Origin of the sequence: Streptosporangium sp. NPDC006930, assembly GCF_040635605.1 — a bacterium.
Lineage (GTDB): Bacteria > Actinomycetota > Actinomycetes > Streptosporangiales > Streptosporangiaceae > Streptosporangium.
In genome coordinates this window covers 198,721-222,861 of record NZ_JBEYID010000002.1, presented here as the reverse complement: position 1 = coordinate 222,861, position 24,141 = coordinate 198,721, and the positions used below count along the sequence as shown (strand labels likewise).

The following is a 24,141-nucleotide window of genomic DNA, read 5'->3' as shown; positions in this document are numbered from 1 at the left end:
CTCCAGATTCGTCTCCTCTCCTTCCTACTGCCCTCGTTGGCGAGGGCGATGCGTCCAGCCGCGCGGTCAGACCGGCGGGTTGTGGCGGGAGTACTCGGTGAACCTCCAGCGGAGCGGGCTGGCTTCCCGCACGCGAACGACCCGGTCCACCTCGAACCTGACCAGTCGCTCCGCGCCCGGGACGCCCCCCGCATCCCAGTCGATGTGGGCACGCCCGGTCAGGTGCAGGGCGTCGCCGCCCTCCCAGTCGAGAAAGAGCAGGCCGCAGTCATCGTTCAACTCCAGGTTCCCCAACGTCATGTACATGGAGTTGCCGACGTACTCCGGCCAGACCAGCCGCCGGTCGTCCACCACCCGGACGAACCCGGGGTTGCCGCCCCGATGTGACAGGTCGGTGCCGAGGCCGGGGGCGGTGGTGGCGACGAAGAACGTGTCGGCGCCCTCGATCCAGGCCCGGTCGTCGTCGCCGAACGCCGTCGCGGAGGAGAAACCGGAGGGGGCGGCGTCGGGAGAAGCGGAGGCCCCTTCATGGAGATCGGGTGAGCCGGGAGTTTCCGGGGAGTCTCCGTGGGGATCGGTGGAGCCGGGAGGTTGGGAGGTGGGTCCCGCCGGCTCCGTGACGATCTCTCGCGCCTGGATGTACTTGGGACAGTTGGCGTACGTCTGCTCGGTACGGACGATCAGCCGATCGCCCTCCCGCGAGACCGTGCCGTTGATCCGCATCCTGCGTCTGCTCCGCGGCTCGATCGCGAGCATCCCGATCTGGCCCCCGTCCAGCCCGGTCAGCGGGTCGTGCTCGCCGGGCACCGCGTCGATCACGACCGTCCGCTCGTCCACCGCCTCCGCGAACCCCTCGGGCCCGGTCAGGACGGACGCCCACAGGAGCCCGTCCCGTCCCGTCGCCCCGATCAGCAGCATCCGCTGTCGCCCCAGGAACTCGGCCGCCACCGTCGGGATCTCCGGCCGGGTCCTGGCCGAGCCCAGCGCCACCGCGCGGACCCCGGCCCTTCGCTGGACCGCGAGCTCCCCGGCGTGTTCCACGGGCATTTAGAAGAAGCCGCAGGTAGGAGCGGCGGCCACCGGTACGGGAGAGCCTTCGACGCCCGTGGGCGTGTAGATCTCCAGCCGGATCCCGTCGGGGTCCTCGAAGAACACGCCGCCCGAGGACGCGCCCTCGCCGTGCGCCACCACGCCGTCGTGGTGGAGCGTGGCGCCGGCCTCCCTGATCGCGTCCTCGGCCCGGCGGACCGCCTCGATGTCCGGAACCTGGAAGGACAGGTGGTGCAGGCCGGGCAGGCCGGTGGCGAAGCGGCCCTCGCTCTGCTGCCAGAGGGTGAGCATCAGCGTGCCGTCGAGACCGAGGAAGGCGTACCTGCGGTCGGCCTCACCGGACTCGGCGAGGACCTCGAAGCCGAAGATCTTCAGGTAGAAGTCCCTGGACCTGTCGAGGTCGGAGACGTTGAGGCCGACATGGCCGGTCTGGAAGGTCATCTGATCTCTCCCGTCAGGTTTTCTAACGGATCAGTCCGTTAGTTTGGCTGCAGGACGAATCTAATGCATAGCTGCCGTTTTTCCCATTATAAATTTGTGGCGTAAGTCACAACAAGGGGGACCTCGATGTGAGATCGCGTCGGCGGGTGTGGGGCCGGCGTGGGCGTCGCGGATGCGGCCCGCCCCGGGCACGGACACGATGTGGGCCCACGTCGTTCCGTGGCCGAGGTTCCGGTGCCAGCCGCGCCACCTCGCACCCGTGCACGGGGAGAGAGGAGCAGTCGTGATGACGGCTCACGTGTCACTCGTGAGGGAATCCGTGGAGAGGTCAGCCGTCGCGGTGCTGGTGGTAGTGGCGGGCCGCGCGGGCACGGTTGCCGCAGCCGACCGAGCACCACTCCTGCCTGGCGTGGTCCTTGAGAAAGTAGAGCACGCAGCGCGGCGCGGGGCAGGTGCGGAGCCGCTCCCGCTGAGGCCCGGCGAGCAGCTCGATCGCCGACGTCGCGAGGGCCGCCCGGATCCGCTCCGACTCCGTGACCCCGTCGCCGTGGACGCTGCGTGCCCGGGGAACGCCCTCGGTGGGCCACTCCAGCCGTGCGGCGAGCGGCACGGCGAGAGCCGCGGCGTTGACCAGGTCGAGCGACTCGGCGAAACCGGGAAGCCGGTGCGCGTCCGCGCCGCTCGCGGCGCCCGGTTTCACCGCCCTGGCGAAGAGCGCCCGTACGGCCTGCCGCAGCTCCACCACCTCGATCCGCAGCTGCTCCGAGGCGACGAAGTCCGAGTCGATCCCCAGCTCGGCGGCGTGCGCCCGGCCCCACGCGGTCATGCCCTCCACATCGGCGAGCGCGTCCGTGAGGCCGGCCCGTGTCGCGCGGACGGTGCTGACGAACTCCAGGGCGGACATGCTCCGACTCTAATGCCTGATCTGGCCTTTCACCGTTAGGTCCTGTTCGGGGTTCGGATCTTCGGCCAGGTCGGCCGCGGCCCCGCGCGCCGGTCAGGGTGGGTACGCCTGCTGCGGCGGCTCTGGAGCGCCCGCCGCCGGGTGAAACGCCGGCCTTCTAGCGCCGGACGGACTTGACCAGGATGGTGACCAGGCCCGCGAAGCCCAGGCCGCTCACCAGGATCGTGAGCATGACCAGTGGTGAGACGGACGGCTCGCTGATGAAGACGATCCCGGCCGCGATGAAGACCACGCCGCTGAGCAGGGCCATCCAGTCGGTGCGGTGTACGCGACGCTGCTTGGCCCTGTCGATGTCAGGCCGCACGGCGCACCTCCACGTCCCCGATGCCGGCCTTCACGTTCAGCACGATGGTCGCCACGTCGCCCTTGGGAGGCACCTCGGGCTCCAGGATCTTGTTGTGCTCGATGTCGGCCCCTCCCTCCACCGCATGGTCGATCTTGATGTCACCGAACCTGGTGGAGCTGTTCACCTCGACTCTGGCCGTCGCAGGCAGGATCACGCTTATCTCGCCGACCGAGATCGAGACGTCCACGATGGTCCGTGAGCCCTGGGGCAGGACCAGGTCGCTCAGGTCGAGTCTGCCCGATCCCACGCCCACCGAGTAGTCGCGGGCCACCTCGGACAGGGTGGCGGGCCGCCAGTCGAAGTCGCCGAACTTCTTCGGCATACCGCCCAGCGTGGGCCCCGCGACCAGGGCGATCGACAGGACCGTGCCGGTCGCGACCAGTCCCGCTCCCCGGCCGAACCAGGTGGCGACCAGCAGGCCGGCGCCGATGACGACGAGTACCGCGCCGCCGACGACCGTCATGTTGACCGATCCCGAGGCGGACTGGATCGCCACGATGACCCCTCCAACGATCATGGCCAGACAGATGGTGATGCTCTCGACGACCGATCTGGGCCGTCGCGGGCCGGGTGGTGCCACCACAGGCCCGCCGTACGCGGCCGGGTCGTAGGGGGAGTAGGGCTGCCGCCTCCGGGGATCCAGAGGCTGGTAGGGGCCGTACGGCGAGAAGGGCGCGCCGGAGGAGTCGAAGGACGGCCTCGTATGGGCGTGGTACGGGTCCTGCGGGGTCTCGCCGGGCGCCTCCTGCGGTGGCATGGCGGGACCGGGGGGCATGCCCGGCGCACGTCCGGTGGGGCTTTCCGGGGTGGAGAGCGGATGGGACGTCGTGGAGCCCGGTCCGGTCTCGGGCGCGTACGGCTCCGTGACCGTCTCGCCACCCGGCCGCGCCGCGGCGTGAGCGGCGTCTCCCACGGTGGTGTCGGCGTGAGCGGTGTTTCCCGCGGTGCTGCCGGTAGGGCCTGCCATCGGAGATCCGGCGTACGCGGTGGGGCCGGTGGCCCAGGGCGTGGCGGCGTGGGCGGCCGGGTCCCGTTCACCGACTCCGGGCGGTCCTGCGGGGGTGGACGGGCCCGGCCACTGGCCGGGCGGGTGCGGGGTGCGGCGCCTGCGCAGCCGATCGGGCAGCGACCTGGCCACGGCCAGCAGGTCGACCCCGCGGGAGTGGGCGGCGAGCAGGGCGATGGCGAACACCGTGCCGACCACGACCGTGCCGGTGCCGATGCCGTCCGAGGAGACGTTGACGATCAGTCCGAGGGCGAACAGGCCAGTGAGCAGGGTCAGGACCGTCTCGCTGTCGAAGTCGCGCCGGGTCCACTGCTCAAGGTAGCCGGGGCCGCCGTCGGTCTCGCGCATCAGCAGGAACGCCGCGAGGTAGAGCATGATGCCGATACCGGAGCCGAGCACCAGGACCGCGAAGCCGACCCGAAGCACCACGGGATCGATCTGGGCGTATCTCCCCAGCCCTGCACAGACGCCCGTGAGCATCCGTCCCTCGTTGCTGCGCTTCAGGCCGTGCTCCTCGAAACGCTCCTCGGAGCGCTTTCCTGAGAGGGAGGAGGCGGACGGCGAGCTCGCCGGACCATGGGCCCGCCCGGTGTCGTTCATATCGTTAATCGTGGCCTTTCCCGGTCTGTGACGCATCCGGGAGACCCCTGAGTCGTCCCGGAGGGGGGATGTCTCTCTCAGGGTCGCTTCAGGGGAACGCCTGATGCAGTGGCAGGCTGGTTCGTGTGACGATGCTGACGATATGGCTGACCGACAGACAGTTCGCGATTCGGCGCCCGTGACACCCGAAGAAGCCCCTTTCCCCCGCCTTGTGCGGCCGGTGGAAGGACGGCTGATCGCAGGGGTGGCTCAGGGCGCCGCCGCCCAGCTCCGGCTCGACCCGGTCGTGCTGCGGCTGACCTTCGTGCTGCTCACCGTCCTGGGCGGGTTCGGCACCCTGGCGTACGCCGCGCTGTGGATGTTCACCCCGCGCGAGCCGCACGAGGGCAGGGAGCCTTCGAGGGACTGGAGCCAGCTCGCCGCGTACGGCGCGATCGGGCTGGCGCTGACGGCCCTGGGCTGGCTCACCGGCGCCTCGGAGACCGGGATCGGGGCCTGGCCGCTCGCCGTGGGCGGCATCGGTTCGCTGATCCTGTGGCAGCAGGCCGACCCCGACCGGCGGCAGCGCTGGATGAACCACACCGTCGGGCAGGTCCGCCAGAACCGGGTCCGCACGTTCCTCGGGCTCGTGCTCGTTGTGGTCGGCGCGATCGGTTTCCTGGTGGCCAACGACGAGCTGGGCGAGGCCCGTCCCGGCATCGTGTTCACCATGGTGGTCGTGGGCGGCGTCGCGCTGATCGCGGCGCCCTGGCTCGCCGCCCTGTGGAAGGAGCTTCAGCGCGAGCGTCGCGAGCGCATCCGGCAGGAGGAACGCGCCGAGGTGGCCGCCCACGTGCACGACTCGGTACTGCACACGCTGACGCTCATCCAGCGCAACGCCCAGGACCCGCGCGAGGTGATGCGGCTCGCCCGCTCCCAGGAGCGGGAGCTGCGCAACTGGCTCTACCAGCCCCAGCAGGACGCCGACGCGTCGGTGGCCGCGGCCGTGCGGCGGGTCGCGGCCGAGGAGGAGGACGCGCACGGGGTGCCGATCGAGGTCGTCTGTGTCGGCGACGGCCCGCTCACCCCCGAACTGTCCGCGATGATGCAGGCCGCGAGGCAGGCCATGGTCAACGCCGCGAAATACTCCGGTGCCGAGGTCGTCTCCGTGTACGCCGAGACGGAGCCGGACGAGGTCACCGTCTTCGTCAGGGACCGGGGGGCCGGGTTCGACATGAGCGAGGTGCCCGAGGATCGTATGGGTATCCGCCAGTCGATCATCGGCAGGATGGAACGCCACGGGGGCAGCGCCCGGGTGCGGACCGAGCCCGGCGAGGGCACGGAAGTGATGCTGACCATGAAGCTGGAGAAGACGTGAGTATCGAGCAAGCCGAAGTCGTGCGGCCGGCCGGAAGGCGGCCCTCGGGACCGCGAGGGGAAGTCCGATGAGCGTGGTGAAGGTCCTGATCGTCGACGACCACCGCCTGTTCCGTTCCGGGGTGCGGGCCGAGCTCGGCGAGTCCATCGAGGTGATCGGGGAGGCCGAGGACGTGGAGTCCGCGGTCAAGGCGATCGCCGCGCTCGGGCCCGACGTGGTCCTTCTCGACGTGCACATGCCCGGTGGCGGAGGCCAGGAGGTGCTGCGCCGGGTCCTCGGCTCCGGTTCCACGGTGCGCTTCCTCGCCCTGTCGGTCTCCGACGCGGCCGAGGACGTGATCGGCGTGATCCGGGGCGGCGCGCGGGGATACGTGACCAAGAACATCAGCGGGCGGGAGCTCACCGACGCCATCCGCAGGGTGGCCGAGGGCGACGCGGTCTTCTCGCCGAGGCTGGCGGGGTTCGTGCTGGACGCGTTCGCCTCCAGCGAGGCCCCGCCGATCGACCCCGAACTCGACTCGCTCACCCAGCGCGAGCGCGAGGTCCTGCGGCTGATCGCCCGGGGGTACGCGTACAAGGAGATCGCCAAGGAGCTGTTCATCTCGGTGAAGACCGTGGAGACCCACGTCTCGTCCGTGCTGCGCAAGCTGCAGCTCTCCAACCGCCACGAGCTGTCCCGCTGGGCCACGGCGCGCCGCCTGGTCTGAACCTTCACCGCCTTCTGTACGAGCAGTTACTTATGTGCGACTCTGCGAAGTATGGGACGCGATGTACCCGCGATGGTGTTCAGCCGCGAGGACCGGCGGCGCTACCGGGACAAGGTTCGCCGATGCCTTGACGTCTTCGCGCAGATGCTGCGCGAGTCCAGGTTCGAGTTCGACAGACCCCGGGCCGGGCTGGAGATCGAACTCAACCTCGTGGACGAGCGCGGCGAGGCCACGATGAAGAACATCGAGGTGCTGGAGGCGATCGCCGAGCCCGACTGGGGGACCGAGCTGGGCCAGTTCAACGTGGAGATCAACGTCCTGCCGGAATCGCTGGAGGGAGACGGCGCGGCCCGGCTGGAGAAGGTGATCAGGGACCGTCTCAACCACGCGGAGGAACGGGCCCGCACCGTCGGCGGGCACATGGTGATGGTCGGCATCCTGCCCACGCTGCGGGAGAGCGACGTACACGAGGGCACCCTGTCGGCCAACCCCCGCTACAAACTCCTCAACGAGCAGATCTTCGCGGCGAGGGGCGAGGACCTGCACCTGTCGATCGAGGGCGACGAGTCCCTGGAGACCTACGCCGACAGCATCACCCCCGAGGCCGCCTGCACGAGCCTGCAACTCCACCTCCAGGTCAGCCCCGAGGCGTTCGCCGCCAACTGGAACGCCGCCCAGGCCATCGCGGGCCCCCAGGTGGCGCTGGCGGCCAACTCGCCGTTCCTGTTCGGCCGCAGACTCTGGCAGGAGACCAGGATCCCGCTGTTCGAGCAGGCCACCGACACCCGCCCGGTTGAGCTGAAGACCCAGGGCGTACGGCCCCGGGTGTGGTTCGGCGAGCGATGGATCACCTCGGTCTTCGATCTCTTCGAGGAGAACGCCCGCTACTTCCCCGCGCTGCTGCCCCTGTGCGACGAGGAGGACCCGCGCGAGGAACTGGCACGCGGGATCACCCCCCAGCTCGGCGAGCTGACCCTGCACAACGGCACCGTCTACCGGTGGAACCGGCCGATCTACGCGGTCGTGGACGGCACCCCGCACCTGCGGGTGGAGAACCGGGTGCTGCCGGCCGGGCCCTCGGTGGCGGACGTCGCCGCCAACGCCGCCTTCTACTACGGGCTCATGCGCGTCCTCCCGTACGCCGAGCGCCCGGTGTGGACGCGCATGTCGTTCGCCGCGGCCGAGGACAACCTGCACGCCGCGGCGCGGCACGGCCTGGACGCCAGGCTTTTCTGGCCGGGGCTCGGCGAGGTGGCCGCGTCCGAGCTGATCCTGCGCCGCCTGCTGCCGCTCGCCCACGAAGGACTCGACCTGTGGGGCGTGGCTCCCGAGTCCAGGGACCGGCTGCTGGGGATCGTCGAGCAGCGCTGCCTGACGGGCACGACCGGGGCGAGCTGGCAGATCGACGCGGTGAACGCGTTCGGCGACCTCGAAAGGCACGAGGCACTGCGCCGGATGACGTTGCGGTACATCGAGAACATGCACACCAACGAGCCCGTCCACGCCTGGCCGTCCCCCTGAACCCCGGTCGTGGCGATTCCGCGCGCGGGGAGCGACACTCCGTCACGATGGATTCATGAAAACGTTCTCTTTTCTCCTGGTGCTCGTGCTCGCGGCCGTCACCGCCTGCGGGAGCGTCGGGGAGGGCACGGAACCGGGGGCCGGTCCCGCCGGTGAGCGGGCCACGCCCAGCGCGCGCGGGGAGACGTTCGAGTCGGACGTCGAGCTGGCCAGGGAGCTCACCGAGGCCTACTGGAAGCAGACCTTCTCCGCGGCGGGGCTGACCTACCGCCCGGTCGCCTCGTTCACCGCCTACCAGGGAGAGAACGGGCCCGACTGCGGCGGGCAGCCCTCGGTGCCGAACAACGCCTTCTACTGCCCGGTGGGGCACTTCATCGCCTACGACGAGAACTGGATGAACGATCTCTACGAGCGGATGGGCGACGGCTCGGTCTACGTGATCATCCCGCACGAGTTCGGCCACGCGGTGCAGGCACAGCTGAACACCGCCTTCCGGTTGAGCATCGAGCAGGAACTCCAGGCCGACTGCTACGCCGGAGGAACCCTGGGAGCGCTGGTCAAGGGCGGCGCGCTGCAGACCGAGCCGGGCGACGAGGACGAACTCCTGCTCAACCTCGCCGCGGCCGGCGATCCCACCGACGACTGGCTGCGTCCGGACGCCCACGGCACGGCGGGGCAGCGCCAGGAGCTGTTCGTCAAGGGCTACAACCAGGGGACGAGCGCCTGCTGAGACGCGCCGGGAGCCGTCGCGCGGGAGCCGAGGGGACCGGAGCCGGGGACCACGTCCACGGTCGCCTCGCGCGGTTTCACGCCTGGACGGCCGGAGTCGCCGCGCGGGAGCCGGAGGAGCCACCGGAGCGGGAGCCGGAGGAGCCACCGGAGTGGAACACCCGCCTGACCACGCCGCGAGGAAAGTACGCCGCGATGAGTACGCATGAATCCGCCGGGAGGTTGATGCCGGGCCGTCCCGGTCCACCTACTCTGAGGGCGGGGAGCGACCAGGGGGTGATGTCATGCGGATGACGGTGCGAGAGATCGGCTGGGCCGCGCGAGGTGCCTGCGGTACGAGCGATCCCGAGCTGTTCTTCCCGCTGACGCAGTCGGCCGAGCACGAGGCGCGGGCGAAGGCGGTCTGCGAGCGGTGTCCGGTGCTGAAGGAGTGCCGGGCCTACGCGCTCCGTGCGGCCGAGCCGGAGGGGATCTGGGGTGGCCTGACGGTGAAGGAACGCCGCAGCCTGCGCTTCCCCGACGGCTGGCGCCAGGCCGCCGCGGGCCGCGCCCCCGTCGCGTAGCCTCGAACCGGATTCGTGCCGGATCGGCGGGGATCATCAAAGCGCGGGGCGGGCCCGAGGTCGCGATCCCCGGCGCGGCCCGGCAGGCGGGGCGCGAGACGACGTCCGAGGGAGTCGTGGGCATGGAACGCGAGCAGGGGCGAGCCGCCTGTGCCGGATCCGAGGCGGTGCCCGGCGCTCTGGCGGGCACGCTGGCGGTGCTGGTGGCGGCGAACGTGCTCAACAACCGCCTGGCGCCGAGGCTGGCACCGCTGACCTCGGCCGTGGCCACCGGCGCGCTGGTCGTCATGGCCCGTCGTTCCGGGCTCTCCTGGGCCGAGCTGGGGTTCCACCGGCGTTCGCGGGGCCTGCGGATCGGTGGCGCGCTCGCCTCCGCCGTGGCCGGGGCCTACGCCGTCGGCATCGCCGTCCCGGCCACCCGCAGGTTCTTCCGCGACGAGCGCGCCCTGTCCCTGTCGCGCGCCCGCGCGCTGGAGGAGGCCCTGATCCAGGTGCCGTTCGGCACGGTCCTGCTGGAGGAGGTCGGTTTTCGCGGGGTGACGCACGCCCTCGTCGCCCGCTCCCACGGTCACGGTACGGCGACCGCCGTCTCCTCGGTTCTCTTCGGTCTCTGGCACATCCTGCCCGCCGTCGACATGATGGCCGCCAACCCCGCCCTGAGCAGCCTGGCCACGGGGGAGGCCCTCGATGCCCTCGCCGCCCCCGGCGTCCCTGACGTTCCCGGTGTCCCCGACGTCGCGGCCTCCCACGGCTCTCGTACGGCGGGGACGGGAAGCGAAGGCCCCGGCGTACCGGCCGTCCTCGCCTCTCGCGCGCGAGGAACGGAAGGCGAGGAGGGCTCCGGCGTACCGGCTGTGGCCGCCGGAGCGGACGCGCCGGGCGTGCCACGAGGCCCGGAGGGGGCGCCCGCGTGGCACGTGGCGCGCGTCGTGGCCGGGTCGGTGGTCACGACGGGCCTCGCCGGGGTGCTCTTCACCGAGCTGCGCAGGAGGGGCGGTCTCGCCGCTCCCGCGCTGTTCCACCTCGCGACCAACTCCCTGGGCTACCTGTTCGCCCGCCTCGCCCCGCCGGAGGAGCCGGCCTCGGGCCGCGGACCGCTGCCGAGGTGACCCCGCGCCGGCGGGTCCGGCCGTGCTCTCCCGGCCCTCCATAGGCCGTGCTCTCCCGGTCTCGGCTCCCGGCCGTGCTCTCCCGGCCTGCGCGCGGGGAGATCAGACGGTGATGACCCGCTGGAAGGCCTCGACGTAGCGACCCTCGCCGAAGCCCGCCTCGGTGGCGATCTGCGAGAAGCGGCCCCGCAGGAAGTCCTCGAAGTCGTCCAGGTGGTCGATCTGACTGGCGTGGGCGCGCAGGGCGGCGAGCTTGCGGTCGAAGGTGTCGGTGACGTCCACGTAGTGGTCGGGCGTCGGGCCGCCGTTGAGCCAGACCTCGCGGACGGTCCACGCCTCAAGTCCCTCGTCGAGCAGCAGCGAGGGGAAGGTGTACGGGTTGCGCGCGTCGGGATAGACGGCGTCGAGGGCACAGCCGCCGACCGCCCGGTGGTCGGGGTGGCTGGGGGCGATGAACCGGTGGTTGCGCTCGGGGCTGTGGGTGATCACCAGGTCGGGTCTGACCTGGCGGATGACCCGGGTGATCTCGCACCGCAGCTCCAGGCTCTGCACCACGGTCCCGTCGTGGTGGCCGAGGTAGCGCACGTCGGTCACTCCGACGGCCTTGGCGGCGTTGGACTGCTCGGTCCGGCGCAGCTCGGCCATCCCGGTGTTGTCCAGCTCGCGGTCGAAGCCGCCGGCGTCACCGTCGGTGACCACGCAGTACGTCACCTCGACGCCTCGCTCGGTGAACAGCGCCATGGTTCCCGCGGCGGCGAAGTCCACGTCGTCGGGATGCGCGGTGACCGCGAGCACGCGGTTGATCTCGTTTTCCGAAAGCATGGGAGGGACCCTTTCGTTTTCCGCGTACCGCTCGGTCATCACAACCGTGGGCGGGTCCACCCGCATTCCTTGACGACGGCTGGACCCGGTTGTCGGTCGGTCGTTCTAACCTAGGGGACGTGTCGATCCCAGCCTCTTCCCTGACCCATCCGTTGCTCGACGGGCTCAATCCCCAGCAGCGCGAGGCCGTCGTGCACCACGGCAGCCCTCTGCTCATCGTCGCGGGTGCGGGTTCCGGCAAGACCCGGGTGCTCACCCACCGCATCGCCTACCTGCTGGGCGAGCGGGGCGTGCAGCCGCAGGAGATCCTGGCGATCACCTTCACCAACAAGGCCGCGAGGGAGATGAAGGACCGGGTCGACCGGCTCATCGGCCCGCGCTCGGCGGCGATGTGGGTGATGACCTTCCACAGCGCGTGCGTGCGGATCCTGCGCCGCGAGGCCAAGCGCCTCGGCTTCCCTTCGAGCTTCTCCATCTACGACCAGGCCGACTCCCAGCGACTGATGGCGATGGTCTGCCGTGAGATGGACCTCGACCCCAAGCGTTACCCGCCGAGGTCGTTCTCCGCCCAGGTGAGCAACTTCAAGAACGAGCTGATCGACTACGAGACGGCGGGGGCCCAGGCGTCCACCCATCTGGAGCGCAAGCTCGCCGAGGCGTACCGCAACTACCAGCAGAAGCTCACCGAGGCCGGAGCGATGGACTTCGACGACCTCATCATGCTGACGGTGACGCTGTTCCAGATCTTCCCGGACGTGGCCGAGCACTACCGGCTCCGCTGGCGCCACATCATGGTCGACGAGTACCAGGACACCAACCACGCCCAATACACCCTGATCCGCGAGATCGCGGGCCGTCCCGGGCTGCGCACCGCCGACGGTGACGTGGTCAGGGAGGGCAGCGAGGGCAGCGAGGGCAGCGAGGGCAGGGTCGCCCCGGCCGAGCTGTGCGTGGTGGGTGACGCCGACCAGTCGATCTACGCCTTCCGCGGCGCGACGATCCGCAACATCCTGGAGTTCGAGCGCGACTACCCGGAGGCGAGGACGATCCTGCTGGAGCAGAACTACCGCTCCACCCAGACGATCCTGTCCGCCGCCAACGCGGTGATCTCGCGCAACGCGAGCCGCAAGCCCAAGAACCTCTGGTCCGACCAGGGCGCCGGGGCGAAGATCACCGGCTATGTCGCCGACAACGAGCACGACGAGGCCATGTTCGTCGCCCAGGAGGTCGACAGGCTCACCGACCACGAGGACGTCGTTCCCGGCCAGGTCGCCGTGTTCTACCGGACCAACGCCGCCTCCCGGGTGTTCGAGGAGATCTTCATCCGGACCGGCCTGCCCTACAAGGTGGTGGGCGGGGTGCGCTTCTACGAGCGCAAGGAGGTCCGTGACCTGCTCGCCTACCTGCGCTTCCTGTCCAACCCGAACGACGTGGTCTCGCTGCGCCGCATCCTCAACGTGCCCAAGCGCGGCATCGGCGAGCGGGCCGAGGCGATGGTCGAGGCGTTCGCGACCAGGGAGCGGATCCCCTACTGGGAAGGGTTGCGCCGGGCGGACGAGGCGCCGGGCATGGCCACCCGCTCGCTCAAGGCCATCGGCGAGTTCGTCGCGCTGATGGACGAGCTCATGGTGAAGGCCGACGACATGACGCCCTCGGAGCTGGCCCAGGAGGTGCTGGTGAGCACCGGTTACCGCCTGGAGCTCACCGCCTCCAACGACCCGCAGGACGAGAGCCGCCTGGAGAACCTGGACGAGATGATCTCGGTCGCCTCCGAGTTCGAGGAGGCCAATCCCGAGGGCACGCTGGTCGAGTTCCTGGAGCAGGTCTCCCTGGTCGCCGACGCCGACCAGATCCCGGCGGCCGACGGCGGCCAGGGCGTGGTGACGTTGATGACGCTGCACACCGCCAAGGGGCTGGAGTTTCCCGTGGTGTTCCTCACCGGCATGGAAGACGGGGTCTTCCCGCACATGCGCTCTCTCGGCGAGCCCAAGGAGCTGGAGGAGGAGCGCCGCCTGGCCTATGTCGGCATCACCAGGGCCGAGCAGCGCCTCTACATCTCCAGGGCGGCCGTCCGCAGTTCCTGGGGCTCACCCGCGTTCAACCCGGCGTCCCGGTTCGTCGCCGAGATCCCGTCCGAGCTGGTCGACTGGCGCAGCGACCCGGAGAAGAGCGCCTGGAGCGCCGCCACCCGCCGCGACTCCCGTCCCGCCCCGGCGAGGAAGCCCGGCGGCAGGCAGATCCCCAACCTCACCCCCGGTGACCGGATCACCCACGACCAGTTCGGTCTGGGCACGGTGGTGTCGGTGGACGGCGTCGCGGAGAAGACCAAGGTCAAGATCGACTTCGGTGGCGGGGGAGAGAAGACCCTGCTGCTGGCGTACGCGCCGCTGGAGAAGCTCTGACGCGCGGCCGGCTCGGTCTCAGGGTCTCCCATCACCTCGGGCGGCGTGCGGTTCAGCCCTTGAAGATCTCTCCGATGGGGTCCTCCGGCGGGGAGGTGTCACCGATGAGCTCGTCGAACTCGACCACCTGGCCGGCGGGCGGCGCCTTGATCGTGACCTTGGTGCCCCAGCCGGTGTAGCGGGTGTCGTTGACGTAGGACAGCTCGGTGCTGTTGAGGCCCCGGGTCGATTCCGTGTACGACGACACGACCCGGCGGACCAGCTGGTCGGAGCCGACGTAGATCTTCCAGGTCACCGGGAGCGTCGCGGACCTGCCGGTGGGCTTCTTGACCAGCATCGCGCGCACCGCGGGAGAGACCTTGAAGAGCTCGGCCAGCGTGATCGTGCCCGAGTGGACCGTGGTCCGGGTCCCGTCCCACGTCCCGCCGGGACGCTTGGCGGTGGTGCGGGCCAGGGTCGCCCGCAGCGTGGCGGGCTCGACGGTGCTGATGATCTGCTGGACGGCGCTGACCAGGTAGGCCGTGTCGCCGCGAGTGCGCAGCCACTTCTTGCCCTCGGGCATGGACTCGGCGAAGATGCCGCCCGAGGTGTAGGAGACGCCCTTCAGCGAGATCGTCCGCGACGGGGTGAACAGGCCCTTGAACTCGCCCTCCTCAGAGGGCAGGTTGAACGTGGTGGTGAGGTCCGAGGCGACCAGGCCGGTCCTGCCGAACTCCAGCACACCGCTCCGCCGGGTGAAGATCGCCCGGTGCTTCTTGCCCTCACCGACGACTTTCGTGTTCTCGGTGAGCTTCACGCCCCTGTGGGTCCTGAAGTGGCGCTTCAATGCCGAGACCGGGTCGGCCGCCGAGGCCGTCGCGGCCGGGGTGGTCTTCGCGCTCGCCGGGGCGACGGCCACCAGCGTGGGAGCGATCAGAGCTGCCACGGTGGCGCCGGTCAGGGCGGCGATCATTCGCCTCATCGAGGGGGTCCTCCCGTATGTGTCCTCGCGTCGTCGCGGAGGGCGGAAGAAGATTCTTACCTATATCCCGAAATATCGGATCAAGAATCGCCGAAGGCGGCGAGTCCCGCGCACATGAAGAACGCCGCGAGCCGCGCCCGGCGGGTGAGGCCCACCGGGCGCGGCTCGTGTGGTTCGGGGAGTGGTCAGCGCGGGACGGTCAACGCGGTGCGGTCGTCGTGTGGCGACCGGCGAAGGGTGATCGGCACGAAGTGATCAGCGTGGTGTGACCAACGCGGTGACCGAAGAAAGACGATCAGCTGCCGCCACTCAGCAGCTGGATGGGGCCGTCGGCCTCCACACCCTCATCCAGGTCGCCGGGCAGGGCGATCTGGTCGGCGGGCGGCGCCTTGACCGTGACCTTGGAGCCCCAGCCGGTGTATCGGGTCTCGACCGAGAGCGTCATCCCGCCCTGGGCGCCCAGGGCGCCCGCGGAATAGCTGGTGGTCAGTTTCCTCGCGAGCAGGTCGGAGCCGAGAACCAGCTTCCACTCCACCACGGTCTTCGACTGCTTGGCCGTCGGGGGAATGAAGACGCCCGCCCGGAACCACGGTGAGACCTTGTAGAGCTCACCGAAAGTGATCTTTCCCGAGTAGGTGGTCGGACGCTTGACCGTGGCGCGTGCGAGCAGGGCCTTGAGCGTCGCGGGCTCGGCCGGGTTGACGAGCTGGCTCAACCGGCCGGTGTTTCCCAGAGCGCCGCCGGGAATTTTCAGCCACGGTTTGTCACCGGGCAGGAATTGACCGAAGATGCCGCCGGAGATGTAAGAGGTGTTCTTGACACGGATCACCCGCTCGGGCGAGGTCAGCCCGGCCAGCACTTTGGCGTCCTCCTCACTCGCGTTCTCGGAAATCGCCGCGATGTCGCTCGCCTTGAAGCGCAGTTTGGTGGTCTGGTCGGACGCGTTGATTCCAGAGGCGCCGAACTGGAACACCCCCTTCCGCTGAGCCGTGACCGCGCTGCCATATGAGGCCCGCACCTTCGTGGTGTCGACGTAGGTGACGCCAAGGCCGCTCTTGAACTGCTTCTTCAGCGCGCTGATCGGGTCGGCGGCCTGCGCGTGCGCGGTCGATGCCAGCGCCGGAACGCCCAGCATGGCCGTCGCGGCGCACGCCAGACCGGCGATGTATCGCTTCAAAGGAAAATCCTCCTGATTGATCCCTCCGCCCCGCTGGGGGAGGGGACAACACATTCTTGCGGGACAAGATCACGAAATGGTAGCGCATTTGGAGGATTGCCTTGAATTAAACGTGCATATTCGGTGCAGAGGCGCCATCTCGATCTTTGGGAGCCCTATGGGAACACGGATCCGTTTGCGGTCGATCACGGACGGTCAGTTTCCTTTTTTCCGTGAGTTTTTCGCGAGACCCAGGCCGTCTCGCGCATTCCTGCCGGTTTAACCGGGGCGCGATCGTTCGGAGAGGCGGCCGTGGCGCCGTACGAGAAAAGCGATGAAATCGGAGCCGCTGTAATGTGGTTCGCGGTGGCCCGCCGACCCCGGTGAGACGTGGCCGGTTACGCTTCCGACAGTTCCCACGTCGCGAGGGGAGCGCAGACAAGGAGGTCTGGATGGATGCCGTGTCAAGGATCCGCGTCGTCATCGCCAAGCCGGGGCTGGACGGCCACGACAGGGGTGTGAAGATCGTGGCGCGGGCGCTGCGGGACGCCGGGATGGAGGTCGTCTACACCGGCCTGCACCAGACGCCCGAGCAGATCGTGCGCACCGCGATCCAGGAGGACGTCGCGGCGATCGGGCTGTCCATCCTGTCCGGCGCGCACATGACGCTCTTCGCGAAGGTGCTGGAGCTGCTGAAGGAGAACGACGCGAGCGACATCGTCGTGTTCGGCGGCGGGATCATCCCCGAAGACGACATGCCCGCGCTCCAGGAGATGGGCGTCGCACGCGTCTTCACCCCGGGCGCCACCACCCAGGAGATCGTCGACTGGGTGCGCAGCGCGATCCCCTCGCCCGTCTGATCCCCTTCGGGCCGGTCTCTCGCCGCTCTGACGGACCTCCGACGGGTCGCTCGCCGCTCCGGTGAACGATCTCACGAGGGTGGCGGCAAGGCCTGTCGGTTCGGCGCTCACAGCGTTCGAGGCGTACGATCTGGAACCCGGTTACCTGGTCATGTCATCAGGCGGGCTAGGCTTCATTGGCGCAAAACCGTCGGGCTCCCCTTGGATCATGGAGTCGGCCCGCTCTCATCTGTACACCAGCCGGACAAGCAAGGACGGACCCTCGTGGACCTGTTCGAACATCAGGCGAAGGAGCTCTTCGCGGAGTACGGCATCCCGGTGCCGCGCGGCGTGGTCGCGCACACCGTGGAGGAGGCACGGGCGGCAGCCGAGCAGCTGACCGGCCGTGTCGTCGTCAAGGCCCAGGTCAAGACCGGTGGTCGAGGCAAGGCCGGTGGCGTGAAGGTCGCCGACGACGCCGCCGACGCCGAGCGGAAGGCCACCGACATCCTCGGTATGGACATCAAGGGCCACACGGTCCACAAGGTCCTGATCGAGGAGGCGAGCGCGATCGCGGAGGAGTATTACTTCTCCTTCCTGCTCGACCGCGCCAACCGTACGTTCCTCGCCATCTGCTCCGCCGCGGGCGGCATGGACATCGAAGAGGTCGCGCACAGCACCCCGGAGAAGGTCGCGAAGATCCCGATCTCCCCCCTGGACGGCGTCGACCGGGCCAAGGCACGTGAGATCGCCCAGGCCGGAGGGCTGCCGGAGGCCGCGCTCGACGGCTCCGCCGAGCTCATCGAGAAGCTCTGGTGCGCCTTCGTCGACGAGGACGCCTCTCTCGTCGAGGTCAACCCGATGATCCTGTCCGCCGACGGCCAGGTGAAGGCCCTCGACGGCAAGGTCACCCTCGACGACAACGCGGCCTTCCGCCAGACGGACCACGAGGCCTTCGAGGACAAGGCCGCCGAGGACCCACTGGAGGCCGCGGCCAAGGCCAAGGACCTCAACTACGTCAAGCTCGACGGCTCCGTCGGCATCATCGGCAACGGCGCCGGCCTGGTCATGTCGACCCTGGACGTCGTCGCCTACGCCGGCGAGGCGTTCCCCGGCGCGCCCAAGCCCGCCAACTTCCTCGACATCGGCGGCGGTGCCTCGGCCGAGGTGATGGCGGCCGGTCTGGAGATCATCATCTCCGACCCCGCGGTGAAGTCGATCTTCGTCAACGTCTTCGGCGGCATCACCGCCTGTGACGCGGTCGCCAACGGCATCGTCTCGGCCTTCCAGTTGCTGGAGACCCGGGGCGAGAGCGTGAGCCGCCCGCTCGTCGTCCGTCTGGACGGCAACAACGCCGAACTCGGGCGTCAGATTCTCTCCGACGCGAAGCTCCCCGGCGTCGAACTGGTGGACACCATGGACGATGCGGCCAAGCGCGCCGCCGAACTCGCCGCGGTAGGTGCGTAATGGCCATCTGGCTGAACGAGAACAGCAAGATCATCGTCCAGGGTATGACCGGCGGTGAGGGCACCAAGCACACCCGCCGGATGCTCGCCTCGGGCGCCCGCGTCGTCGGCGGCGTCAACGCCCGCAAGGCCGGCACCGTCCACGAGGGCCTGCCGGTCTTCGGCACCGTCGCGGAGGCGATCAAGGAGACCGGTGCCGACGTGTCGGTCGTCTTCGTGCCCCCGGCGTTCACCAAGGACGCCGTCAAGGAGGCGATCGACGCCGAGATCCCGCTCTGCGTGGTCATCACCGAGGGTGTCCCGATCCACGACACCACCGAGTTCTGGGCGTACGCGGTCGCCAAGGGCGGCAAGACCCGGATCATCGGGCCCAACTGCCCCGGCATCGCCTCGCCCGGCGCCTCGAACGCGGGGATCATCCCGGCCGACATCACCAGCGCGGGCCGCATCGGCCTGGTCTCGAAGTCGGGCACGCTGACGTACCAGCTCATGTACGAGCTGCGCGACATCGGGTTCTCCACCGCGGTCGGCATCGGCGGTGACCCGGTCATCGGCACTACGCACATCGACGCCCTGCAGGCGTTCCAGGACGACCCGGGCACCGAGGCGATCGTGATGATCGGCGAAATCGGCGGCGACGCCGAGGAGCGCGCGGCCGCCTACATCGAGCAGCACGTCACCAAGCCGGTCGTCGCCTACGTGGCGGGCTTCACCGCCCCCGAGGGCAAGACCATGGGGCACGCGGGCGCGATCGTGTCCGGCTCGGCCGGCACCGCCCAGGCCAAGAAGGACGCGCTGGAGAAGGTCGGCGTCCGCGTCGGCAGGACCCCGAGCGAGACCGCCCGCCTGATGCGCGAGGTCGTCAAGTCGCTCTAGCGCACGGCTCCGGGGCCACGGCCCCGCCCACTTTCAAAGGGCGTCCGGCATCCCGCCGGGCGCCCTTCGCCATGCGGTTCCCGTGCCGGCGTCACCCGGATACCACAGGGGGATCCCGTGACGCGGTGCGCGACACGCGGGCGAGGGAGTCCCTTCCGCACCGAAGATCCTGAGAGCATCGACTACTGTGACGGCCCTTTTCGATCAGCTACGGACGGCTCCCCGTAACGTCCTCAGCCGTATCCCCCTGCCCGGCCTCACGGGTGACGACGATGACGCCCGCCGGCCGCTTCCCGTCTCCGGGATGCTCGCCGCCGCGTGGACCCTCGGCGTGGGACTGGCGGTGCTCACCACGCTCACCCTGGTCGGCTGGATCGCCGCTCCCCGCGGTGCGCTCGGCGCGGGACTGCCCGCGGTGTTCCGCACCGCGTCGCAGCTCTGGCTCGCCGCGCACCACGCGGGCTTCGCGATACCCGGCGGCTCGGTGGGCCTGCTACCGCTCGGGCTGACGCTCCTGCCCGCCTTCCTGCTGTACCGCGCCGGGATGTGGATGGCCCGCGACGCGGATCTGCGGCTCCGGCTGCCCGCCAGGCTGCCCAAGAACACCCCGAAGGAGGTGTCCAACGCCCGCCGCAGGGCGCAGCTGGTCCTGATCGCGCAGGCGGGCATCTCGCTGGCGGCGCCGTACGCGCTGCTGGCAGGGCTGATCGCGCTGGTCACCAGGAACGAGATCACCCAGCCCTTCCTCGGCGACGTGCTGGCCAGCCATCTGGTGCTGGCCTTCCTCGCGGGCTCCGTGGCCGTCGCCAGGACGATCGGCCCCTGGCGTTCGATGCTGCGCCTGCTGCCCGAGCGGCTGCGCTCGGTCGTGGCCGGGACGTCCGCCGCGCTGGCGATCATGCTCTTGGCGGGTGCCGTCATGGTGGTCGGGGCCGTCGTGGTCAACTTCGGGCAGGTGCAGGAGCTTTCCGGGATCCTGGCGCCGGGGTTCGTCGGCGGTGTGCTGCTCCTGCTGGTGCAGGGGCTCTACCTGCTCAACGCCGTCATCTGGGGCCTCGCCTACATCGCGGGTCCGGGGTTCGCGGTCGGCACCGGCACGCTGGTCGCGCCGACGGGCGTGCAGCTGGGCACGGTCCCGAGCCTGCCGATCCTTGGCGCGCTGCCCGAGGCGGGCCCGACGCCGGCCTGGGTGATGATCGTGATCGCGGTGCCTTTCCTGGCCGGGGCCGTGGCGGGCGTCCTGGTCGTCCGGATCTCGCCCTCCCCCTCGTACGAGGGGGCACCGCTGTGGGGGTTCGCCTGCGGACTCGCGACCGGGACGGTGGCGGGTCTGCTCGCCGCGCTCTCCGGCGGCTCGCTCGGCGGCGCGCGGCTGTCCGCGCTGGGGCCCTCGGGCTGGGAGGTGATGGTCTCGGTGACCCTGGAGGTGGGCGTCGCGGCCGGTATCGCCGCGGGGCTGGCCAACTGGTGGCTGATCTTCCGCGGGCACAACACGGCCGTCACCAAGGCGGCGGCCAAGGTCGGCACCGCCACCGCACCGGTGCGCAAGGCGGGTGTCAAGATCGCCAAGGCGGCGGCCTCGGCGGCGGGAAAGGTCGGCTTCGCCGAGCCGGAGGAGCTTCAGAAGCTCCCCGGCTACTGGCTGGACGCCACGGAGTGCGACACCCAGCCGATCCCGGTCATCAGGGACGACTGGGAGGACGAGCACGCCTCGGCCGCCGCGGAGAGCTCCCAGAAGGCCCGCCGCCCCGACCCGCCGCGCCCGCCCCGGCGCGACATCGTCGACGAGAGCGACGACAAGGGCGGCCACGTCATCTACGTCGACCCCTACGCCTGGGACCGCGACTGAGGCTCCGTGCCGGCCTGGGCCCGGCGATGGATCCAGACCGGTCAGGGCCGCGCCGGGTGAAGCTCTGTGCGGGTCAGGGCCGGGCGGCGGGAGCCGTGCCGGTCGGGGAGGCTCCGGGGGAAGCCTCGTGCCGGACAGGGGCCGATGAATCCAAGCCGGTCAGAGCCGCGCCGGGTGAAGCCCCGTGCCGGTCAGGGCCGGGCGACGAGAGCCGATCAGGGCGGGAAGGGGAAGCGCACCTGGCCGGGCTCCAGGAAGGGCAGCTTCTTCTCCATCGCCCGTTCGAGCTGCTCCACGCACTCGTTCTGCGCCGTCACGGTGCCCGCGCCCCTGCCGCACTCGGTGTAGGCGGCCAGCTCGTCACCGAAGTAGAACTGCAGCGACGTCACCGCGATCGAGATCAGCAGCGCCGTGGCCGACAGCACGACGCCCACCACGGCGGTGCCCGCCGGCTTGGGGATGGCACGGAGCGTCCTGATCGCGCGGATCGAGGTGGCGAGGGCGAAGATCGCCATGACGATTCCCGCGAGGGGGAGTAGCAGCGTCATCACCGCCGCGGCGACCGCGAGCCACAGCGCCCTGCGACCGGCGCTCTCAGTGGGCCGGACCTCGACCGGTGGTGTCACCTGACCTCCTTGCATCGTTCGTACGGACAGGCCGATACCCTTGCAGCGGCGTGAGTCCCCGTCCGAATGGAGTGCGTCGGTGTCATCCCAGGCCGTTCGGCTTGTGGTTCTCGTGTCCGGTTCTGGAACCAACCTACAGGCCCTGCTGGACGCTGTGGCAGACGAGACCTACGGTGCCCAGATCGTGGCCGTGGGCGCCGATCGCGGCGATATCGAGGGGTTGGCCCGCGCGGAGCGCGCGGGGGTGCCGACCTTCGTGGAGAGGCTGGCCGATCATCCCACCCGCGAGGAGTGGGACGGCAGGCTCGCCGCCCGGATCGCCGAGTACCGGCCGGACCTCGTGGTCTGCGCGGGGTTCATGAAGATCCTCGGCGCGCCGACGCTGGAGGCCTTCCCGGTCCTCAACACCCATCCCGCCCTGCTGCCCTCCTTCCCCGGCGCGCACGGTGTCCGTGACGCGCTCTCGTACGGCGTGCGCGTCACCGGCTGCACCGTGATGCTCGCCGACGCGGGCGTCGACACCGGGCCGATCATCGCCCAGGAGGCCGTGCCCGTGCTGGACGGCGACGACGAGCCGACCCTGCACGAGCGCATCAAGACCGTCGAGCGTCACCTGCTCGTCGACACCGTCGGCCGGATGGCCCGCGAGGGCTGGACCGTCACCGGCAGGATTGTTCGATTCGGACGACCCGGCGGATGAGCCGGGTGCCCGGGGGAAACCCGGAACCAACCACGAGGAGCACGAAGTGACCCGCATCGCCATCCGGCGCGCGTTGATCGCGGTGTATGACAAGAGCGGGCTGGAGGAGCTGGCCCGTGGGCTCGACGCCGCGGGTGTGGAGATCGTCTCCACCGGGGGCACCGCCGCGAAGATCGCCTCCTTCGGCGTCCCCGTCACTCCTGTCGAGTCGCTGACCGGCTTCCCCGAGTGCCTCGACGGCCGGGTCAAGACGCTGCACCCGCGCGTGCACGCCGGGCTGCTCGCCGACAGCGGAAACCCGTCCCACACCAAGCAGCTCGAAGAGCTGGAGATCGAGCCGTTCGAGCTGGTGGTGGTGAACCTCTACCCGTTCCAGGAGACCGTGGCCTCCGGCGCCTCCGACGCCGAGTGCGTGGAGCAGATCGACATCGGCGGCCCCGCGATGATCCGGGCCGGGGCCAAGAACCACGGCACCGCCGCGGTGGTCGTCGACCCCGCCTCCTACGGCGACGTGCTCGCCGCGATCGCCGACGGCGGCTTCACTCTCGCCGAGCGCCGCCGCCTGGCCGCCGCCGCGTACGCCCACACCGCCGCCTACGACACCGCGGTGGCCTCCTGGTTCGCGAGCGTCTACGCCGCCGAGGAGGGCGCGTGGCCGCGCTACATGGGTGCGGCCTGGGAGCTGCGGTCGTCGCTGCGCTACGGCGAGAACCCGCACCAGGGCGCCGCCCTGTACTCGGGGCAGAAGGACGGCCTGGCCAACGCCGAGCAGCTGCACGGCAAGGAGATGTCCTACAACAACTACCTCGACGCCGACGCCGCGTGGCGGGCCGCGTGGGACTTCGGCGCGCCCGCCGTGGCGATCATCAAGCACCAGAACCCGTGCGGCATCGCGGTCGGCGCGGACGTCGCCGAGGCGCACCGCAAGGCCCACGCCTGCGACCCCGTCTCGGCGTACGGCGGGGTGATCGCGGTCAACGCGGAGGTGACCGGGGAGCTGGCCCGGCAGATCGCCGAGGTGTTCACCGAGGTCGTGGTGGCGCCCTCCTTCACCGGGGAGGCGCTGGAGGTGCTCACCGCCAAGAAGAACATCCGGTTGCTGTCCTGCCCCGCGGGGCCGTCCAACCCGGCGGAGTTCCGCCGGATCGACGGCGGCCTGCTGGTGCAGACCGCCGACCGGGTCGACGCCCCTGGCGACGATCCGTCCAACTGGGAGCTGAAGGCCGGACCCGCCGCCTCCGCGGAGGTGCTCGCCGACCTCGCCTTCGCCTGGAGGGCGTGCCGCTCGGTGAAGTCCAACGCGATCCTGCTCGCCTCGGACGGCGCGTCCGTGGGTGTCGGCATGGGTCAGGTCAACCGGGTCGACTCGGCGCGGCTCGCGGTCTCCCGGGCGGGCGGGCGCGCTTCAGGGGCCGCCGCGGCCTCCGACGCGTTCTTTCCCTTCCCCGACGGTCTGCAGATCCTCATCGACGCGGGTGTGAGGGCGGTCGTGGAACCGGGCGGTTCGATCAGGGACGAGGAGGTCGTCGCGGCGGCCGAGGCGGCCGGGGTGACCCTCTACTTCACCGGTACCCGCCACTTCTTCCACTGACCCGCTCCCGCTGCGCGGCCGTCGCGACGACTGTGGCGGCTGCGCACAGGGGATAAGAAAGTGGCGGATTAGACAGGACCACCTGGATGAAAAAGCTCTGACCTGCGGTTAGTCTGAAGCATCCCTTTCGTCACAGTCGTGGAGCCTCCTCATGCCATTGCTCGACCACGCCCTGTACGCCTTTGTGATCATGCATGGTGTCTGGATCAGCCCCTGGATGATGATCATCCTCGCGCTCGGCGCCGCCTACCTCAGCGGGCGGGCGATGGAGTGGATCCCCTTCACCCGCAGGATCATCGAGCGCAGGGAGGCGAGGGAGGCGGAGCGCGGCTGATCCGATCCCGCGATCTCGGACGCTCCTCCCTCAGGGGCGCGGAGCAGGCCCCGGCGACGCCTGACAGCCATGGCGGCGCCTGACGGTACGGGCGGCACCGAATGTCTCGGGCAGGACCGGATCATCC

General features: G+C 70.1%; 23 protein-coding genes. 14 read left to right on the top strand and 9 right to left on the bottom strand.

Annotated features, from left to right (window positions below; translation table 11 throughout):
- Window positions 1-66 precede the first annotated feature (66 nt).
- From ABZ664_RS04300 to ABZ664_RS04280, 5 genes are all read right to left on the bottom strand, one after another.
- Window positions 67-1,047, bottom strand: coding sequence for a pyridoxamine 5'-phosphate oxidase family protein (locus tag ABZ664_RS04300; RefSeq protein ID WP_362502770.1), 981 nt, complete (start codon window positions 1,045-1,047; stop codon window positions 67-69).
- Window positions 1,048-1,491: a VOC family protein gene (locus ABZ664_RS04295; RefSeq protein ID WP_362502767.1), complete on the bottom strand. Its 444-nt coding sequence runs from the start codon at window positions 1,489-1,491 to the stop codon at window positions 1,048-1,050. It lies immediately after the preceding gene.
- 328 nt (window positions 1,492-1,819) lie between these two features.
- A complete protein-coding gene (locus tag ABZ664_RS04290) occupies window positions 1,820-2,395 on the bottom strand; it encodes an ABATE domain-containing protein (protein ID WP_362502764.1) in 576 nt (191 codons plus the stop codon).
- 157 nt (window positions 2,396-2,552) lie between these two features.
- A complete protein-coding gene (locus ABZ664_RS04285; RefSeq protein WP_362502762.1) occupies window positions 2,553-2,759 on the bottom strand; it encodes a hypothetical protein in 207 nt (68 codons plus the stop codon).
- Window positions 2,749-4,407 carry a PspC domain-containing protein gene (locus ABZ664_RS04280; RefSeq protein ID WP_362502759.1) on the bottom strand — a complete coding sequence of 553 codons (1,659 nt, stop codon included), beginning with the start codon at window positions 4,405-4,407 and terminating at the stop codon, window positions 2,749-2,751. Before ABZ664_RS04280 ends, ABZ664_RS04285 begins: the two co-directional genes overlap by 11 nt.
- Window positions 4,408-4,549: 142 nt before the next feature.
- On the opposite strand from ABZ664_RS04280, the gene ABZ664_RS04275 reads away from it, so the two are divergent.
- The 6 genes from ABZ664_RS04275 to ABZ664_RS04250 all read left to right on the top strand — a co-directional run bounded on the left by ABZ664_RS04275 (window position 4,550) and on the right by ABZ664_RS04250 (window position 10,392).
- Window positions 4,550-5,764: a PspC domain-containing protein gene (locus ABZ664_RS04275; protein ID WP_362502756.1), complete on the top strand. Its 1,215-nt coding sequence runs from the start codon at window positions 4,550-4,552 to the stop codon at window positions 5,762-5,764.
- A 67-nt stretch (window positions 5,765-5,831) separates the two neighbouring features.
- Window positions 5,832-6,470 carry a response regulator transcription factor gene (locus ABZ664_RS04270; protein WP_362502753.1) on the top strand — a complete coding sequence of 213 codons (639 nt, stop codon included), beginning with the start codon at window positions 5,832-5,834 and terminating at the stop codon, window positions 6,468-6,470.
- Window positions 6,471-6,521: 51 nt separating this feature from the next.
- Complete coding sequence (locus tag ABZ664_RS04265; RefSeq protein WP_362502750.1) at window positions 6,522-7,991, top strand: glutamate-cysteine ligase family protein; 1,470 nt, start codon at window positions 6,522-6,524, stop codon at window positions 7,989-7,991.
- Window positions 7,992-8,046: 55 nt separating this feature from the next.
- A complete protein-coding gene (locus tag ABZ664_RS04260; RefSeq protein ID WP_362502747.1) occupies window positions 8,047-8,721 on the top strand; it encodes a neutral zinc metallopeptidase in 675 nt (224 codons plus the stop codon).
- A 283-nt stretch (window positions 8,722-9,004) separates the two neighbouring features.
- Entirely contained in the window at window positions 9,005-9,283 is a 279-nt protein-coding gene (locus ABZ664_RS04255; protein WP_362502744.1) for a WhiB family transcriptional regulator, read from the top strand.
- A 122-nt stretch (window positions 9,284-9,405) separates the two neighbouring features.
- On the top strand, window positions 9,406-10,392 hold the full coding sequence (locus ABZ664_RS04250) for a type II CAAX endopeptidase family protein (protein ID WP_362502741.1): 987 nt from the start codon (window positions 9,406-9,408) through the stop codon (window positions 10,390-10,392).
- A gap of 102 nt (window positions 10,393-10,494) precedes the next feature.
- On the opposite strand, the gene ABZ664_RS04245 is transcribed toward ABZ664_RS04250, so the two are convergent.
- Window positions 10,495-11,214: a PIG-L deacetylase family protein gene (locus ABZ664_RS04245; protein WP_362502738.1), complete on the bottom strand. Its 720-nt coding sequence runs from the start codon at window positions 11,212-11,214 to the stop codon at window positions 10,495-10,497.
- Window positions 11,215-11,339: 125 nt separating this feature from the next.
- Between ABZ664_RS04245 and pcrA the strand changes: the two genes are divergently transcribed.
- Entirely contained in the window at window positions 11,340-13,616 is a 2,277-nt protein-coding gene (pcrA, locus tag ABZ664_RS04240; RefSeq protein WP_362503917.1) for a DNA helicase PcrA, read from the top strand.
- Window positions 13,617-13,668: 52 nt separating this feature from the next.
- Here the strand turns inward: pcrA and ABZ664_RS04235 are convergent, their stop codons facing one another.
- A complete protein-coding gene (locus ABZ664_RS04235) occupies window positions 13,669-14,577 on the bottom strand; it encodes a hypothetical protein (RefSeq protein WP_362502735.1) in 909 nt (302 codons plus the stop codon).
- 295 nt (window positions 14,578-14,872) lie between these two features.
- Window positions 14,873-15,754, bottom strand: a complete 882-nt coding sequence (locus ABZ664_RS04230; protein WP_362502732.1) for a hypothetical protein — start codon at window positions 15,752-15,754, stop codon at window positions 14,873-14,875.
- Window positions 15,755-16,185: 431 nt separating this feature from the next.
- On the opposite strand from ABZ664_RS04230, the gene ABZ664_RS04225 reads away from it, so the two are divergent.
- The 4 genes from ABZ664_RS04225 (at window position 16,186) to ABZ664_RS04210 (ending at window position 20,763) form a co-directional block, all read left to right on the top strand.
- On the top strand, window positions 16,186-16,593 hold the full coding sequence (locus ABZ664_RS04225; protein WP_362502729.1) for a cobalamin B12-binding domain-containing protein: 408 nt from the start codon (window positions 16,186-16,188) through the stop codon (window positions 16,591-16,593).
- Window positions 16,594-16,857: 264 nt separating this feature from the next.
- Window positions 16,858-18,039 (top strand): ADP-forming succinate--CoA ligase subunit beta, encoded by a 1,182-nt coding sequence (gene sucC / locus ABZ664_RS04220; protein WP_362502726.1) that lies wholly within the window; start codon window positions 16,858-16,860, stop codon window positions 18,037-18,039.
- The gene (gene sucD, locus ABZ664_RS04215; protein ID WP_350943426.1) at window positions 18,039-18,914 is read left to right on the top strand and encodes a succinate--CoA ligase subunit alpha; all 876 of its coding nucleotides are present in this window, start codon (window positions 18,039-18,041) and stop codon (window positions 18,912-18,914) included. The genes sucC and sucD overlap by 1 nt, the downstream gene beginning before the upstream one ends.
- 187 nt (window positions 18,915-19,101) lie before the next feature.
- Window positions 19,102-20,763, top strand: a complete 1,662-nt coding sequence (locus tag ABZ664_RS04210; RefSeq protein WP_362502722.1) for a DUF6350 family protein — start codon at window positions 19,102-19,104, stop codon at window positions 20,761-20,763.
- A 215-nt stretch (window positions 20,764-20,978) separates the two neighbouring features.
- Here the strand turns inward: ABZ664_RS04210 and ABZ664_RS04205 are convergent, their stop codons facing one another.
- Complete coding sequence (locus ABZ664_RS04205; protein WP_362502719.1) at window positions 20,979-21,389, bottom strand: hypothetical protein; 411 nt, start codon at window positions 21,387-21,389, stop codon at window positions 20,979-20,981.
- Window positions 21,390-21,468: 79 nt separating this feature from the next.
- Between ABZ664_RS04205 and purN the strand changes: the two genes are divergently transcribed.
- The 3 genes from purN to ABZ664_RS04190 all read left to right on the top strand — a co-directional run bounded on the left by purN (window position 21,469) and on the right by ABZ664_RS04190 (window position 24,014).
- Window positions 21,469-22,089: a phosphoribosylglycinamide formyltransferase gene (gene purN, locus ABZ664_RS04200; protein ID WP_362502716.1), complete on the top strand. Its 621-nt coding sequence runs from the start codon at window positions 21,469-21,471 to the stop codon at window positions 22,087-22,089.
- Between the two features lie 46 nt (window positions 22,090-22,135).
- On the top strand, window positions 22,136-23,680 hold the full coding sequence (gene purH, locus ABZ664_RS04195; RefSeq protein WP_362502713.1) for a bifunctional phosphoribosylaminoimidazolecarboxamide formyltransferase/IMP cyclohydrolase: 1,545 nt from the start codon (window positions 22,136-22,138) through the stop codon (window positions 23,678-23,680).
- A 151-nt stretch (window positions 23,681-23,831) separates the two neighbouring features.
- On the top strand, window positions 23,832-24,014 hold the full coding sequence (locus ABZ664_RS04190; RefSeq protein WP_362502711.1) for a hypothetical protein: 183 nt from the start codon (window positions 23,832-23,834) through the stop codon (window positions 24,012-24,014).
- Window positions 24,015-24,141: the final 127 nt, after the last annotated feature.

Bases quoted from the DNA above. Each gene is read 5' to 3' on its own strand.
- ABZ664_RS04300 (WP_362502770.1), bottom strand. From the start codon at position 1,047: ATGCCCGTGGAACACGCCGGGGAGCTCGCGGTCCAGCGAAGGGCCGGG.
- ABZ664_RS04295 (WP_362502767.1), bottom strand. From the start codon at position 1,491: ATGACCTTCCAGACCGGCCATGTCGGCCTCAACGTCTCCGACCTCGAC.
- ABZ664_RS04290 (WP_362502764.1), bottom strand. From the start codon at position 2,395: ATGTCCGCCCTGGAGTTCGTCAGCACCGTCCGCGCGACACGGGCCGGC.
- ABZ664_RS04280 (WP_362502759.1), bottom strand. From the start codon at position 4,407: ATGAACGACACCGGGCGGGCCCATGGTCCGGCGAGCTCGCCGTCCGCC.
- ABZ664_RS04275 (WP_362502756.1), top strand. From the start codon at position 4,550: ATGGCTGACCGACAGACAGTTCGCGATTCGGCGCCCGTGACACCCGAA.
- ABZ664_RS04270 (WP_362502753.1), top strand. From the start codon at position 5,832: ATGAGCGTGGTGAAGGTCCTGATCGTCGACGACCACCGCCTGTTCCGT.
- ABZ664_RS04265 (WP_362502750.1), top strand. From the start codon at position 6,522: ATGGGACGCGATGTACCCGCGATGGTGTTCAGCCGCGAGGACCGGCGG.
- ABZ664_RS04260 (WP_362502747.1), top strand. From the start codon at position 8,047: ATGAAAACGTTCTCTTTTCTCCTGGTGCTCGTGCTCGCGGCCGTCACC.
- ABZ664_RS04255 (WP_362502744.1), top strand. From the start codon at position 9,005: ATGCGGATGACGGTGCGAGAGATCGGCTGGGCCGCGCGAGGTGCCTGC.
- ABZ664_RS04250 (WP_362502741.1), top strand. From the start codon at position 9,406: ATGGAACGCGAGCAGGGGCGAGCCGCCTGTGCCGGATCCGAGGCGGTG.
- ABZ664_RS04245 (WP_362502738.1), bottom strand. From the start codon at position 11,214: ATGCTTTCGGAAAACGAGATCAACCGCGTGCTCGCGGTCACCGCGCAT.
- ABZ664_RS04235 (WP_362502735.1), bottom strand. From the start codon at position 14,577: ATGAGGCGAATGATCGCCGCCCTGACCGGCGCCACCGTGGCAGCTCTG.
- ABZ664_RS04225 (WP_362502729.1), top strand. From the start codon at position 16,186: ATGGATGCCGTGTCAAGGATCCGCGTCGTCATCGCCAAGCCGGGGCTG.
- sucD (WP_350943426.1), top strand. From the start codon at position 18,039: ATGGCCATCTGGCTGAACGAGAACAGCAAGATCATCGTCCAGGGTATG.
- ABZ664_RS04190 (WP_362502711.1), top strand. From the start codon at position 23,832: ATGCCATTGCTCGACCACGCCCTGTACGCCTTTGTGATCATGCATGGT.